The following is a 13376-nucleotide window of genomic DNA, read 5'->3' on the forward strand; positions in this document are numbered from 1 at the left end:
GCAGCCTGTCGCTGACGGTGCGCACCGGGTTCTGATCGGAGAAGACAACGCTTGGTGCAAAGCGCTATCGCGCAGCAAACCCTGGCCTTGTAGGAGCGCGCTTGCCCGCGATTGAGTGCGCAGCGCTCACAGAAATCTATGAAACGCTGACATTTTACGACTGCTAACGCAGCCGGTCGCCGGCGAGCGGGCTCCTACAGGTTACGGCTTCTACGCTGGCGCCATTTGCGGCGACCCGCGTAGTCTGTCGCTGACGGTGCGCACCGGGTTCTGATCGGTCGTCGTTATTTCACATCCACTTTGTAGAAGTCCTGGCGCCCGAACGGATTGACCTGGTAGCCGCTGACTTCCTTGCGGGTCAGCACGGCCGCGGTCGGGTGGGCCAGGGGCAGCCACAGCGCCTGTTGCTGAATCTGCGTCTGGGCCTGCTGATAGAGCTTGCTGCGGGCGGCCTGGTCGCTGGTCGATTTGCCGTCGCTGATCAGCTTGTCCAGGCCTTTGTCGCAGTAGCGGGCGAAGTTAGTGCCCGACTGCACGGCCGCGCAGGAGAATTGCGGGGTCAGGAAGTTATCCGGGTCACCGTTATCGCCAGCCCAGCCCATGAACAGCAGGTCATGCTCGCCGGCCTTGGCGCGGCGGATCAGTTCGCCCCATTCGATGACCTTGATCTCGGCATCGATACCGATCTGCTTGAGGTCGGCTTGCAGCAGTTGCGCGCCCAGCCCCGGATTGGGGTTGAGCAGGCTGCTCGACGGCCGGGTCCAGATCGTGGTCTTGGTGCCTTCCTTCACGCCAGCCTTGGCCACCAGTGCCTTGGCCTTGGCGACATCGTGGGCATAGCCCGGCAAGTCTTTGGCGTAACTCCAGGTGGTGGCCGGAAACGGGCCAGACGCGCTTTCAGCCGTGCCTTCGAACACCGCCTTGAGGTAGTTGGCCTTGTCGAAGGCCAGGTTCACGGCCTGACGCACTTCGGGTTTGTCGAACGGCGGATGCTGGGTGTTGATCGCCACGAAAGCGGTCATGAAGGCTTCGGTCTTCTCGATCTTGAGGTTGGAGTCTTCGCTGGCGGCCTTGATGTCCAGCGGCTTGGGCGACAGGGCCACCTGGCATTCATTGCGGCGGATCTTTTGCAGACGTACGTTGGCGTCCGGGGTAATGGCATAGACCAGGGTGTCGATGACCGGTTTGCCGGCAAAGTAATCCGGGTTGCCGCTGTAGCGCACCACGGCGTCCTTCTGGAAGCGCTTGAACACGAACGGCCCGGTGCCGATTGGCTGGGTGTTGAGTTTTTCCGGCGTGCCGGCCTTGAGCAGCTGGTCGCTGTATTCAGCCGAGTAGATCGAGGCAAAGCCCATGCTCAACGTTGCCAGGAAAGTGGCATCGGCGCGGCTCAGGACAAAGCGTACCGTGTGCGGGTCAGGCGCTTCGATCTTCTTGATCAGTGAGGGCAACTGCATCGATTGCGCATGCGGGAAGCCACTCTGGGCAATCTTGTGCCACGGGTTCTGCACATCGAGCATGCGATTGAAACTGAACAGCACATCGTCGGCGTTCAATTCGCGCGTGGGCTTGAAGTACTCGGTGCTGTGGAATTTGACCCCGTTGCGCAGCTTGAAGTCGTAGGTTAGGCCATCGGCCGATACGGTCCAGCTTTCGGCCAGGCTCGGCACCAGCTTGGCGCTTTGCGCATCGAAATCCACCAGGCGGTTCATCAGCACATCGGCGGAGGCGTTGGTGGTGGTCAGCGAGTTGTATTGCACCACGTCGAAGCCCTCGGGGCTGGCTTCGGTACACACGACGAGGTTGGCGGCCTGGCTGATGGCCGGAAACAGCAACGGGGCAAGCAAAATAGGGAGTGCAGCTAAGCGCATGGCTATATTCCTGTTCAGATAAGGCCCCATCTGCCGGTGCAGTCTGGTGAGGGATGTAACCCTAGACGATGTAATAGCGCAGAACAATCAGTGCGATGCGACGAGTGGTCGGCTGTGTATGACCTCGGCGGGCAAGGGCGCCACGCCTGTAAGTCCATCGGAAAGTACTTTGCTTGTTGTTGACTGCTGGGGTTTCTGGTATAAAGCAGCGCTCTTTTCTAGGGCCCGGCTCCTTACCCAGTAGGTGAGGTCGGTAAGACCCTTGAAGAAACGCGGCGCATCATGCGCCGAATGACTGAGAGATTAAGCGGCCAACCCATGCCGGGTTGGGCATGTGGTTTTAGAGGGCTGAGGCATGTCGAGAGTCTGTCAAGTTACCGGTAAGGGTCCGGTAACCGGGAATAACATTTCCCACGCAAACAACAAAACCCGTCGTCGTTTCCTGCCAAACCTGCAGCATCACCGCTTCTGGGTTGAGAGTGAAAAACGTTTCGTTCGCCTGCGCGTTTCCGCCAAGGGCATGCGTATCATCGACAAACGCGGTATCGATGCGGTCCTGGTTGACCTGCGTCGCGACGGCAAGATCTAAGGAGACTGATCATGCGTGAATTGATTCGTTTGATTTCGAGCGCCGGTACTGGTCACTTCTACACTACCGACAAAAACAAGCGTACTACTCCGGACAAGATCGAGATCAAGAAATTTGATCCGGTTGTTCGCAAGCACGTGATCTACAAGGAAGGCAAAATCAAGTAATTGATTTTGGCTTTCACAAAAAAGGCCCGTATCGCGAGATACGGGCCTTTTTTTTATGCCTTGGCTTCGAACACCACATAAATCTTGCGGCAGGTTTCCAGCACCTCCCAGGTGCCCTTGAAGCCTGCCGGAATCACGAAGCGGTCGCCGGCGCGCAGGGTCTTGGCCTGTCCCGCCTCATCGCGCAGTACCGAGACGCCGTGAACGATCTCGCAATATTCGTGTTCGGTGTAGTTCACCTGCCACTGGCCCGGCTCGCCTTCCCACACGCCGGCGCTGAACTGCGCGCACGGGCTGTTGTAATGGTTGTAGACGGTCTGCTGCGGGTCGCCCTTTAGAATTTTTTCCGGGGCAGGGCGATAACGCTCGGCTGCGGTGCCGGCTTCACTGAAATCGACGATGGTGTTGATGGTCATGCAGATTCCCTCGGCAAGAGTGACAGGCAGTTGATTGATGCGTTACGAAGCAACGGATGATGCCTGCTCATGTGATCGTTCAATAAATTAAACACATGAGGCTTTTGTTACCGTTTTTGTCAAATATATTGGCTTTTTTCCCGGGCGCTGGTTTAGGGTGGCGAACCTTTATGGCTGTTGCCGATCCACAGCCAGACCATCATCGAACAGTAAGAGGACATGCGTATGACCACCCTGACGCTTGCTGACTGGGAACAGCGCGCCCGCGATCTGAAGATCGAAGGCCGTGCGTTCATCCAGGGCCAATATACCGATGCCGCGGGCGGCGCCACCTTTGATTGCATCAGCCCGGTCGACGGCCGGCTGCTGGCCAAGGTCGCCAGCTGCGACAGCGAAGACGCGCAGCAAGCGGTCGAGAGTGCCCGCAAGGTATTCGAGTCCGGCAGCTGGTCGCGCCTGGCACCGGCCAAGCGCAAGGCCACCATGATCCGCTTTGCCGGCCTGATCCGCCAGCATGTCGAAGAACTCGCCCTGCTTGAAACCCTCGACATGGGCAAGCCGATCGGCGACTCCTCCGGTATCGACATTCCCGGCGCCGCCCAAGCGCTGAGCTGGAGCGGCGAGGCCATCGACAAGCTGTATGACGAAGTCGCCGCCACCCCACATAACCAGCTGGGCCTGGTAACCCGCGAGCCGGTTGGTGTGGTGGCCGCCATCGTGCCGTGGAACTTCCCGCTGCTGATGGCCTGCTGGAAGCTGGGGCCTGCGCTGTCGACCGGTAACTCGGTGATCCTCAAGCCGTCGGAAAAATCGCCGCTGACCGCCATCCGCATTGCGCAACTGGCCATCGAGGCCGGCATTCCGGCTGGCGTCCTCAACGTGCTGCCCGGCCATGGCCACACCGTGGGCAAGGCGCTGGCGCTGCACAACGATGTCGACACCGTGGTGTTCACCGGTTCGACCAAGATCGCCAAGCAATTGCTGATCTATTCCGGCGAGTCGAACATGAAGCGGGTCTGGCTGGAAGCCGGCGGCAAGAGCCCGAACATCGTCTTCGCCGACGCGCCGAACCTGCAGGCCGCCGCCGAAGCTGCGGCCAGCGCCATCGCCTTCAACCAGGGCGAGGTCTGCACCGCCGGCTCGCGGCTGCTGGTCGAGCGCTCGATCAAGGACCAGTTCCTGCCACTGGTGATCGAAGCGCTCCAGGGCTGGAAGCCGGGCAACCCGCTGGACCCTGCGACCACCATCGGCGCGCTGGTCGACACCCAGCAGATGAACACCGTGCTGTCGTACATCGAAGCCGGGCATGCCGATGGCGCCAGGCTGGTGGCCGGCGGCAAGCGCATCCTGGAAGAAACCGGCGGCACCTATGTCGAGCCGACCATCTTCGACGGCGTGAACAACGCCATGAAGATCGCCCAGGAAGAAATCTTCGGCCCGGTCCTGTCGGTGATCACCTTCGACAGTGCCGAAGAAGCCATCCGCATCGCCAACGACACCCAGTACGGCCTGGCGGCGGCGGTGTGGACCTCGGACCTGTCCAAGGCGCACCTGACCGCCAAGGCACTGCGTGCCGGCAGCGTGTGGGTCAACCAGTACGATGGCGGCGACATGACCGCGCCATTCGGTGGCTTCAAGCAATCGGGCAACGGCCGCGACAAGTCGCTGCATGCGTTCGACAAGTACACCGAGCTGAAAGCGACCTGGATCAAGCTGTAATTTCACCCATGCCCGGCCCGCACAGGCTGTGCGGGCCGGGCGTTTTTTTGTCTGTGGAGCGGTAAATGCGTTGGGGTACCTATTTCGCCGTGCTGGCCTCGGTGCTGAGCGTCGGTCTGGCGATTGGCGTGAGCATGCCGCTGGTGTCGCTGCGCCTGGAAAGCTGGGGCTATGGCAGCTTTGCCATCGGCGTCATGGCGGCCATGCCGGCGATTGGCGTACTGGTCGGTGCGGGGCTGGCCAGCCGGCTGGCGGCGTACTTCGGGACGCCGAACCTGATGCGCCTGTGCCTGTGGTGCGGCGCGCTGTCGGTCGGCTTGCTGGCGCTGCTGCCGTATTACCCGGTGTGGCTGGTGCTGCGCCTGATGCTCGGGTTGATCCTGACCATTGTCTTTGTGCTGGGCGAGAGCTGGATCAACCAGTTGGTGATCGAACGCCTGCGCGGGCGGCTGGTGGCGCTGTACGGCAGCACCTACGCCCTGAGCCAGCTCAGCGGGCCGCTGCTGCTCGGCTGGATCGGCACCGAGGCCGACTACGGTTTCTGGATCGGCGTGGGCCTGCTGGTCTGCTCGCCGTTGCTGTTGCTGGGCCGCAGCGGCGCGCCGAGCACCGAAGCCTGCCACGTGAGCTTTGTCGACCTGTTCGCCTTCTGCCGCAACATTCCGGCGATTGCCTGGGCGGTTTCGCTGTTTGCAGCCTTTGAGGCGATGATCCTGACCCTGTTGCCGGTGTACTGCCTGCGCCAGGGCTTTAGCGCCGATATCGCCTTGCTGATGGTCAGCACCGTGGTGGTCGGCGATGCGCTGCTGCAACTGCCGATCGGCCTGCTGGCCGACCGCATGTCACGGCGCACCCTGTTCACCGGCTGCGCGGTGATGCTGCTGATTTCCAGCCTGCTGGTGCCGGTGTTTATCCACACCGTGCTGATCTGGCCGCTGTGGGTGCTGTTCGGCGCCAGTGCCGGCGGGCTGTTTACCCTGTCGCTGATCCTGATCGGCGAGCGCTTTCGCGACGACGCGCTGGTACGCGCCAATGCCCACGTCGCGCAGCTGTGGGGCATCGGCTGCCTGCTCGGGCCGTTGGTGGCCGGGGCGGGCAGCCAGTGGGTCAGCGGGCACACCTTGCCGTGGCTGATGGCCGCCGGCGCGTTTGGCCTGGTGGTGCTGTTGCTGCGCCAGGGCGCGTTTGGTGATGCAAAGGCCGCCGCCTAGAGCATGCGCTCCAGGCCGATGGCCTTGCTCATCCAGGCATTGAAGCGTCGCCACCAGTCGCCCGGTTCCTTGTGCAAGGTATGCATCTGGCCGTTGTCTTCGGTGACCCAGACGATCTGGCCGTTTTCCAGGCGCACCTGGTAGCTGCGCTCTGGCGACATGCCTTCCAGGGTCAGCCCGCGCAGCTGTTCGGCCAGCGGCTTGCTGTCGACCAGAATGCCGATTTCGGTGTTCCACAGCACCGAGCGCGGATCGAAGTTGAACGAGCCGACGAACATTTTCTGGCGGTCGAAGATCATCGCCTTGCTGTGCAGGCTGGAGTCCGAGCCGCTGCTGATCAAGGACGGCTTGGCGAACAGATCGGAGCTGCGTCGCCCCATGGACGACGGGTCGCCAGGCTGGCGGCGCATCTCGAACAGTTTCACACCGTGCTCCAGCAAGGCCTGGCGATAGGGCGCGTAGCCGCCATGCACGGCAGGCACATCGGTGGCTTCCAGCGAATTGGTCAACAGGCTGACCGCCACGCCGGCGTCGGCGCGCCCGGTCAGGTATTTCTGGCCTTCCTGGCCCGGCACGAAATAGGCCGAGATCAGCATCAACTCCTGTTTGACGTTGACCAGCTCCGGGGCGAGCTGGGTGGTCAGCAGCAAGTGCGGGTCCGGCTCGCCCTGTGACAGCACCTTGGTCGGCGCATCCCACAGCACCTGGCTGTGAGCCCAGGTCAGTTGCTTGAGCCAGGTCGACAACACAGGCTGGGTCTTGTAGGTCATCAGTCGCTCATACAGCTGCTTGTGCTGTTGATGCGCCTGCGCAAGCGAGGTGGCCAGCTTGCGCCGGGCCTTGTTCAGGTCGTGATGGCTGGGCAAAAAATACATGAAGTCGTCGATCGGTTTGCTCAGGCGGCTGTTCCAGTACTGGTCGAAACTGTGCCCGAGCTGCTCGGCGACCGGCCCCGCGCTGAGCAGGTCGATGTCGGTGAAATTCAGGGTGGGCTCGGCATCGAAGTACTCGTCGCCCAGGTTGCGCCCGCCAACGATGCCGACGCTGTTGTCGGCCAGCCACAGCTTGTTGTGCATGCGCCGGTGCTGGCGCGACAGGTTGAGCAAGCGCCCGACACTGCGCGTCACGCCGGTTTCGCGGCCCAGTTCCTGCGGATTGAACACCCGGATCTGGATCTGCGAGTGCGCTGCCAGGGTGGCGATGGTCTGGTCCTGGCCGTCGGTGGTGGTGTCGTCGAGCAGGATGCGCACGCGCACGCCACGGTCGGCGGCCTTGAGCAATTCTTCGACCAGCGTGCGGGTACTCAGGCCGTCATGGACGATGTAGTACTGCAGGTCGAGGCTGGTCTGGGCCATGCGGATCAGTTCTGCACGCGCGCTGAACGCCTCGCTGCTGTTGGACAGCAAGCGAAAGCCGGAACGGCCTTCATGGGGCTGCGCCAGCGCCTGGATCGAACGCCCGAAACTCGACTTCGCTGCCGGCAGCGCCTGGCTGGGTTCATCATGCACGCTGCGCTGCGCACAACCGCCCAGCCCAAGGGCGGTGCACAGGCATAAGGGCAAGAGCCATCGTCTGTTCAAGTGCTGTACCTGCGAACTCGATTTGGCGATATGACCGCCACAGACGGGTAAAAGTTACGCGTGCCGTTTAATCGAACGCTATGCGTGCCGTTTAATGGAGCGCTACGCGTCCTGCGCCATCAACCGTTTGATCGTCTCGCCCACCGTGCGCACGGCCGCTTCGATCTCGGGTGTCGGGCGCGCTGAATAATTCATGCGCAGGCAATTGCGGTACTTGCCGGAGGCCGAAAAAATGCTTCCCACAGCGACCTGCACCTTGTGTTCGAGCAGGGCGCGGTTCAGGCGCAGGGTGTCGAAATTCTCGTCCAGCTCGACCCACAGCATGAAGCTGCCTTGCGGGCGGCTGGCGCGGGTGCCTTCGGGAAAATAGCGCATCACCCAGTCGATCATCTGGTCGCGGCAACGCTGGTACTGGCTGCGCATGCGCCGCAGGTGCGGTTCGTAATGGCCGCCCTGCAGAAACTCGGCAATCGCCAGTTGCGGCTGCGGCGCGGTGGAGCCAGTGCCGATGTATTTCATGTGCAGCACTTGCTCCAGATAACGTCCCGGCGCTACCCAGCCGATGCGCAAGCCTGGCGCCAGGGTCTTGGAAAACGAGCTGCACAGCAGCACGCGGCCGTCTTCGTCGAACGACTTGATGGTGCGCGGGCGTGGGTAGCTGTAGGCCAGGTCGCCATACACATCGTCCTCGATGATCGGCACATCGAAGCGCTGTGCGAGGCGCAACAAGGCGCGCTTGCGCTCCTCGGGCATCACGTAGCCCAGCGGGTTGTTGCAACTGGGGGTCAGCTGGATGGCCTTGATCGGCCACTGTTCCAGCGCCAGTTCCAGGGCTTCGAGGCTGATGCCGGTCAGCGGGTCGGTGGGGATTTCCAGGGCCTTCATGCCCAGGCCCTTGAGCGTTTGCATGGCACCGAAAAAGCTCGGCGAGTCGACCGCGACGACATCGCCTGGCGAACACAGCGCACGAATGCTCGCCGACATCGCTTCGTGGCAGCCGGTGGTAATGATCAGGTCGCGGGCACTGAGGTTGCAGCCCGAGTCCAGCAGCAGGCGGGCGATTTGCTCGCGCAGGACTTCAGCGCCATGAATATCGCCGTAATACAGGCCGGGCATGTCCTGGTGGCGGCTGAGCTGGCTCAACGAGCGCAGCAGCGGGCGCAGTGTCGGGCTGCTGACATCCGGCATGCCGCGGCCCAGCTGGACAAAGTCTTTGGCGGGTGAAAAGCGGATCAGGTCCAGCACCTGTTCCCACTGGGAAATATCCACCGGCCGCTGGGTCGGCCGCCCCACGCCCGGCAACGCCGGTGCCTTGCGGCTGGCGGGCACGAAGTAGCCGGACTTGGGCCGCGGCGTCGCCAGGCCGTTGTCTTCCAGTACCCGATAAGCCTGCTGCACGGTGCTCAGGCTGACGCCATGTTCCAGGCTCAGGGCCCGCACCGACGGCAGCCGGTCGCCAGGGCGGTAAAAACCGTTTTCAATGCGCGAGCCCAACAGCTCGGCCAGATTGACATACAGGGTCACGGCATACTCCCGGCGGCTCGCGCACAGATTCCAATACAGATAGCGCAAAAATAAAGCATTCAGAGCAATCGGCAAGTCTTCTGTACGGAAAATATAAGAAGTTTTTGCATCTGTATCGTCGTGCGCATTTTCGCCATCATCTTCCTCACGCAATCCTGCAAGGAGGGAGCGAGCATGAACGGGTTCAGTGATGTGCAATCGGTGCTGCAAGGCCGCGAACGGGATACGCGCCAACCGGTCGTCAGCGAGAAGCGTGCAAACCATCCGCCGGCCGCGCTGGCGCAGCCGCAGCCCGTGTCAGGGCGCTGGGCGCTGTATCGTCATCGCTGGACATCGCGCCGCGCCTTGCTGGAACTGACCGACGACGAACTGCGCGACATCGGCCTGGATTATTCACAGGCCCGGCGCGAGGCCGCCAAACCGTTCTGGCGTGACTGAGCCTGTCGTCCAGGCCAGTTCTTTCAGCCCAGTTCTTTCAGCCGGTGCCAGAGCATGCCCAGCGCCAGCAGCGGTGAGCGCAGGTGTTTGCCACCGGGGAAGGTCATGTGCGGCACGTTGGCGAACAGCTCGAAGCCTGCGCTGTGCTGGCCGGCGATGGCTTCGGCCAGCAGCTTGCCGGCCAGGTGCGTGGCATTGAGGCCGTGACCGGAATAAGCCTGCGCATAAAACACGTTGGGCTGTTTGGGCAACCGGCCGATCTGCGGCAGGCGGTTGGCGCCGATGCCGATCATGCCGCCCCATTGATAATCGATGCGCACGCCGGCCAGTTGCGGGAACACCTTGAGCATCTTGGGCTGCATGTAGGCGGCGATGTCCTGCGGGTCGCGGCCTGAATAATGGCAGGCGCCGCCGAACAGCAAGCGGCGGTCGGCAGACAACCGGTAGTAATCCAGCGCCACGCGCTGGTCACACACCGCCATGTCGCGGGGCAGCAACTGGCTGGCCTGCTCGGCGCTCAGCGGCTCGGTGGCGATGATGTAACTGCCCGCCGGCAACACCTTGCCGCCCAGTTCCGGGTTCAGGTCGTTGAGGTAGGCATTGCAGCCCAGCACCAGAAAGTTCGCCTGCACACTGCCCTGAGCGGTGTGCACCTTGACCTGCGGGCCGTACTCGATACGGGTGACCGGCGATTGTTCGAACACCTGCACGCCCAGTGTGCGGGCCACGGCCGCCTCGCCAATAGCGAGATTCAGCGGGTGCAGATGCCCCGAGCCCATGTCGATCAGGCCGCCGACATAGCGGTCCGAACCCACGACTTCATGCATCTGCTCGGGTTGCAGTAGTCGCAGTTCATGGCGATAACCCAGGCTGCGCAGTTCTTCGAGGTCTTCGGCAAAGCCTTGCAGGTCCTTGGGTTTGTTGGCCAGGTCGCAATAGCCCCATTTCAGGTCACAGTCGATGCCATGACGCTCGATGCGCTGGCGGACGATTTCCACGGCCTCGAAACCCATCAGCTTGAGCTGGTGCACGCCTTCACGGCCAAGCACCGGCTCAAACTGTTCCAGGCCGTGGCCGACACCGCGAATCAGTTGCCCGCCATTGCGCCCGCTGGCGCCCCAGCCGATGCGCCGGGCTTCCAGCAAGGCCACGCTCAGGCCGCGTTCGGCCAGTTCGATGGCGGTGTTCAGCCCGGAAAAGCCGCCGCCGACCACGCACACATCAACCTTCAGCGCGCCTTGCAGAGGCGGATGATCCGGCTGCGGATGGCTGCTGGCGGCGTAGTAAGAGTTGGCGTGGGCGTTCATGAGGTGTCCTTGGTTATCCGCAAGCAGGTGATGCGCAAACAGCCGCCGAGGATAAGCCGCTGTCACGGACCTGCCAACTGCGGCACAATCGCCGCGTTGTGTCAGGTAAATAGATCAATGAGCTGTAATCGAGAAAAAGTCCGCACCCTGCGGCGCCAGATTCCTTCGTTCGAATGTGTACCCGGTTGTCATGACTGTTGTGGGCCGGTGACCACCTCACCGGAAGAAATGTCGCGCCTGCCGCGTAAAAGCCGCGACGAGCAAGAGGCCGCGCTTGAAGAACTGAACTGTGTACACCTGGGCCCCAATGGCTGCACGGTGTATGAAGAGCGCCCGCTGATCTGCCGCCTGTTCGGCACCACGCCGACCCTGCCGTGCCCCAATGGCCGGCGCCCGGAACAGATGATCCATCCACGGGTGGAAGCGCAGATTCACGACTACATGAGCAGCACCCGCCAGGTGCTGGTGTAAAAACCAAGCTGCAAGTGGTGAGCTGCAAGCTGCAAGAAAAAGCAGTGGTGGTTACGAGATTGATGTTCCAGCACCAACCCACTTGCCGCTTGTAGCTGACAGCTTGCAGCTCACTCCGCTATAGGCAGGCTCAGGCTCTCTTTCACTTCTTCCATCACGATATAGCTCTTGGACTCGCGCACGTGCGGCAGCTTGAGCAGGATGTCGCCCAGCAGTTTGCGGTACGAGGCCATCTCTGAAATCCGCGCCTTGACCAGATAGTCGAAGTCGCCGGACACCAGATGGCACTCCAGCACGTGTGGCAGTTTAAGGATGGCGCGGCGAAATTCGTCGAAGGTGTCGCCGGACTTGTAGTCCAGGCTGATTTCGACGAACACCAGCAGGCTGGCCTTGAGGTTCTGCGGGTTGAGGCGAGCGTTGTAGCCCATGATGATGCCCTCGCGCTCCAGGCGCCGGACCCGCTCGGTGCAGGGCGTGGTCGACAGCCCGACCCGCTCGCCCAGCTCGGTGAACGAGATACGCCCGTCACTTTGCAGAATGCGCAGGATATTACGATCGATCTTGTCCAGTTCACGCCGGGACTGATGCTGGGTACGCATGGGTAATCTCCCTCTGTCTAAGCGCCGTTTGCCGAGAAAACGCCTCGAATATAGCTTTTTATATAGTGAAAAGCACTGCCTGAACCTTTTTATACTGCGCACATTCCTTACTCATTCTGCACAACGTCAGCGGATATCCGCGATGAGGTACTCGATATGCGCGTTCTGGTTCTCGGCAGTGGTGTCATCGGTACAACGACGGCCTACTATCTGGCGCGTGAAGGTTTTCAGGTGACGGTGGTCGATCGTCAGCCGGCCGCGGCCATGGAGACCAGCTTCGCCAATGCCGGCCAGGTTTCGCCCGGTTATGCCTCGCCCTGGGCCGCGCCGGGTGTGCCGCTCAAGGCCATGAAGTGGCTGTTGCAGCGCCATGCGCCGCTGGCGATCAAGGCCACCACCAGCCTCGACCAATACCTGTGGATAGCGCAGATGCTGCGCAACTGCACGGCCAGCCGTTATGCGGTAAACAAAGAGCGCATGGTGCGGTTGTCCGAGTACAGCCGCGATTGCCTCGATGAATTGCGCGCCGAAACCGGCATTGCCTACGAGGCGCGGCAACTGGGCACCACCCAGTTGTTCCGTACCCAGGAGCAACTGGACAACGCCGCCAAGGACATCGCGGTCTTGAAGCAATCTGGCGTGCCGTATGAGTTGCTCGACCGCGCCGGCATTGCCCGCGTCGAGCCGGCGCTGGCGGGCGTTACCGGTATTCTCAGCGGTGCGCTGCGCCTGCCCAACGACCAGACCGGCGACTGCCAGTTGTTCACCACGCGCCTGGCAGAAATGGCCGTCGATCTGGGCGTCGAATTTCGCTACGGGCAGAATATCGAGCGCCTGGAGTTTGCCGGCGACCGCATCAATGGCGTGTGGATCGACGGCACGCTGGAAACCGCCGACCGCTATGTGCTGGCGCTGGGCAGCTACTCGCCGCAATTGCTCAAGCCGCTGGGCATCAAGGCGCCGGTGTATCCCCTCAAGGGCTACTCGCTGACCGTGCCGATCACCCGTGGCGACATGGCACCGACCTCGACCATTCTCGACGAGACCTACAAGGTCGCGATCACCCGTTTCGACAACCGCATCCGCGTCGGCGGCATGGCTGAAATCGCAGGTTTCGACCTGTCGCTCAACCCGCGTCGGCGTGAAACGCTGGAGATGATCGTCAACGATCTTTATCCTCACGGCGGCGATCTGCGCCAGGCCAGTTTCTGGACCGGTTTGCGCCCGACCACGCCGGACGGAACACCGATCGTAGGCGCCACCGCGTACAACAACCTGTTTCTCAATACCGGTCATGGCACGCTGGGCTGGACCATGGCCTGTGGTTCGGGCCGTTTGCTGGCCGACCTGATCGCGCGCAAGACCCCGCAGATCAGCGCCGCTGGCCTGGATATTTCCCGTTATGGCAACACCCGCGAGTCCGCACGACCTGTCAATACGGCGCCCGCACACCAATAACCTGTTTTATCAAAAAAGATAACCGA

At 62.0% G+C, this 13376-nt stretch carries 13 protein-coding genes; 7 read left to right on the top strand and 6 right to left on the bottom strand.

Annotated elements, in window-relative coordinates:
* Positions 1–284: 284 nt before the first annotated feature.
* Complete coding sequence (locus ACYAS9_RS06960) at positions 285–1871, bottom strand: ABC transporter substrate-binding protein (protein ID WP_463567588.1); 1587 nt, start codon at positions 1869–1871, stop codon at positions 285–287.
* A 355-nt stretch (positions 1872–2226) separates the two neighbouring features.
* Here ACYAS9_RS06960 and rpmB point away from each other — a divergent pair, with 355 nt between their 5' ends.
* Positions 2227–2460 carry a 50S ribosomal protein L28 gene (gene rpmB, locus ACYAS9_RS06965; RefSeq protein WP_459746230.1) on the top strand — a complete coding sequence of 78 codons (234 nt, stop codon included), beginning with the start codon at positions 2227–2229 and terminating at the stop codon, positions 2458–2460.
* A gap of 11 nt (positions 2461–2471) precedes the next feature.
* Positions 2472–2627 (top strand): 50S ribosomal protein L33, encoded by a 156-nt coding sequence (gene rpmG, locus ACYAS9_RS06970; protein ID WP_007894709.1) that lies wholly within the window; start codon positions 2472–2474, stop codon positions 2625–2627.
* A gap of 53 nt (positions 2628–2680) precedes the next feature.
* Here rpmG and ACYAS9_RS06975 read toward each other — a convergent pair whose 3' ends face one another.
* Complete coding sequence (locus ACYAS9_RS06975) at positions 2681–3043, bottom strand: cupin domain-containing protein (protein WP_463567589.1); 363 nt, start codon at positions 3041–3043, stop codon at positions 2681–2683.
* A gap of 225 nt (positions 3044–3268) precedes the next feature.
* On the opposite strand from ACYAS9_RS06975, the gene ACYAS9_RS06980 reads away from it, so the two are divergent.
* Positions 3269–4762 carry an aldehyde dehydrogenase gene (locus ACYAS9_RS06980; RefSeq protein ID WP_463567590.1) on the top strand — a complete coding sequence of 498 codons (1494 nt, stop codon included), beginning with the start codon at positions 3269–3271 and terminating at the stop codon, positions 4760–4762.
* Between the two features lie 65 nt (positions 4763–4827).
* Positions 4828–5973, top strand: coding sequence for an MFS transporter (locus tag ACYAS9_RS06985; RefSeq protein WP_463567591.1), 1146 nt, complete (start codon positions 4828–4830; stop codon positions 5971–5973).
* On the opposite strand, the gene ACYAS9_RS06990 is transcribed toward ACYAS9_RS06985, so the two are convergent.
* Positions 5970–7553, bottom strand: a complete 1584-nt coding sequence (locus ACYAS9_RS06990; RefSeq protein ID WP_463567592.1) for a phospholipase D family protein — start codon at positions 7551–7553, stop codon at positions 5970–5972. The two genes, ACYAS9_RS06985 and ACYAS9_RS06990, sit on opposite strands and share 4 nt — an antisense overlap.
* A 102-nt stretch (positions 7554–7655) precedes the next feature.
* Positions 7656–9077, bottom strand: coding sequence for an aminotransferase-like domain-containing protein (locus tag ACYAS9_RS06995; RefSeq protein WP_463567593.1), 1422 nt, complete (start codon positions 9075–9077; stop codon positions 7656–7658).
* Between the two features lie 174 nt (positions 9078–9251).
* On the opposite strand from ACYAS9_RS06995, the gene ACYAS9_RS07000 reads away from it, so the two are divergent.
* Complete coding sequence (locus ACYAS9_RS07000) at positions 9252–9515, top strand: DUF1127 domain-containing protein (RefSeq protein WP_463567594.1); 264 nt, start codon at positions 9252–9254, stop codon at positions 9513–9515.
* A gap of 23 nt (positions 9516–9538) precedes the next feature.
* On the opposite strand, the gene ACYAS9_RS07005 is transcribed toward ACYAS9_RS07000, so the two are convergent.
* Complete coding sequence (locus ACYAS9_RS07005) at positions 9539–10822, bottom strand: NAD(P)/FAD-dependent oxidoreductase (protein WP_463567595.1); 1284 nt, start codon at positions 10820–10822, stop codon at positions 9539–9541.
* A 117-nt stretch (positions 10823–10939) separates the two neighbouring features.
* On the opposite strand from ACYAS9_RS07005, the gene ACYAS9_RS07010 reads away from it, so the two are divergent.
* Positions 10940–11293 carry a YkgJ family cysteine cluster protein gene (locus tag ACYAS9_RS07010; protein WP_463567596.1) on the top strand — a complete coding sequence of 118 codons (354 nt, stop codon included), beginning with the start codon at positions 10940–10942 and terminating at the stop codon, positions 11291–11293.
* Positions 11294–11403: 110 nt separating this feature from the next.
* Here ACYAS9_RS07010 and ACYAS9_RS07015 read toward each other — a convergent pair whose 3' ends face one another.
* Positions 11404–11892: an Lrp/AsnC ligand binding domain-containing protein gene (locus tag ACYAS9_RS07015; protein ID WP_463567597.1), complete on the bottom strand. Its 489-nt coding sequence runs from the start codon at positions 11890–11892 to the stop codon at positions 11404–11406.
* Between the two features lie 156 nt (positions 11893–12048).
* Here ACYAS9_RS07015 and dadA point away from each other — a divergent pair, with 156 nt between their 5' ends.
* The gene (gene dadA / locus ACYAS9_RS07020) at positions 12049–13350 is read left to right on the top strand and encodes a D-amino acid dehydrogenase (protein WP_463567598.1); all 1302 of its coding nucleotides are present in this window, start codon (positions 12049–12051) and stop codon (positions 13348–13350) included.
* Positions 13351–13376 lie beyond the last annotated feature (26 nt).

The sequence above is a fragment of the Pseudomonas sp. HP_08 genome (genome assembly GCF_055284095.1).

What these genes read in the sequence shown, in the direction of transcription:
- ACYAS9_RS06960 (WP_463567588.1), bottom strand. Translation starts at nt 1,871, where the DNA reads ATGCGCTTAGCTGCACTCCCTATTTTGCTTGCCCCGTTGCTGTTTCCG.
- rpmB (WP_459746230.1), top strand. Translation starts at nt 2,227, where the DNA reads ATGTCGAGAGTCTGTCAAGTTACCGGTAAGGGTCCGGTAACCGGGAAT.
- rpmG (WP_007894709.1), top strand. Translation starts at nt 2,472, where the DNA reads ATGCGTGAATTGATTCGTTTGATTTCGAGCGCCGGTACTGGTCACTTC.
- ACYAS9_RS06975 (WP_463567589.1), bottom strand. Translation starts at nt 3,043, where the DNA reads ATGACCATCAACACCATCGTCGATTTCAGTGAAGCCGGCACCGCAGCC.
- ACYAS9_RS06980 (WP_463567590.1), top strand. Translation starts at nt 3,269, where the DNA reads ATGACCACCCTGACGCTTGCTGACTGGGAACAGCGCGCCCGCGATCTG.
- ACYAS9_RS06985 (WP_463567591.1), top strand. Translation starts at nt 4,828, where the DNA reads ATGCGTTGGGGTACCTATTTCGCCGTGCTGGCCTCGGTGCTGAGCGTC.
- ACYAS9_RS07000 (WP_463567594.1), top strand. Translation starts at nt 9,252, where the DNA reads ATGAACGGGTTCAGTGATGTGCAATCGGTGCTGCAAGGCCGCGAACGG.
- ACYAS9_RS07005 (WP_463567595.1), bottom strand. Translation starts at nt 10,822, where the DNA reads ATGAACGCCCACGCCAACTCTTACTACGCCGCCAGCAGCCATCCGCAG.
- ACYAS9_RS07010 (WP_463567596.1), top strand. Translation starts at nt 10,940, where the DNA reads ATGAGCTGTAATCGAGAAAAAGTCCGCACCCTGCGGCGCCAGATTCCT.
- ACYAS9_RS07015 (WP_463567597.1), bottom strand. Translation starts at nt 11,892, where the DNA reads ATGCGTACCCAGCATCAGTCCCGGCGTGAACTGGACAAGATCGATCGT.
- dadA (WP_463567598.1), top strand. Translation starts at nt 12,049, where the DNA reads ATGCGCGTTCTGGTTCTCGGCAGTGGTGTCATCGGTACAACGACGGCC.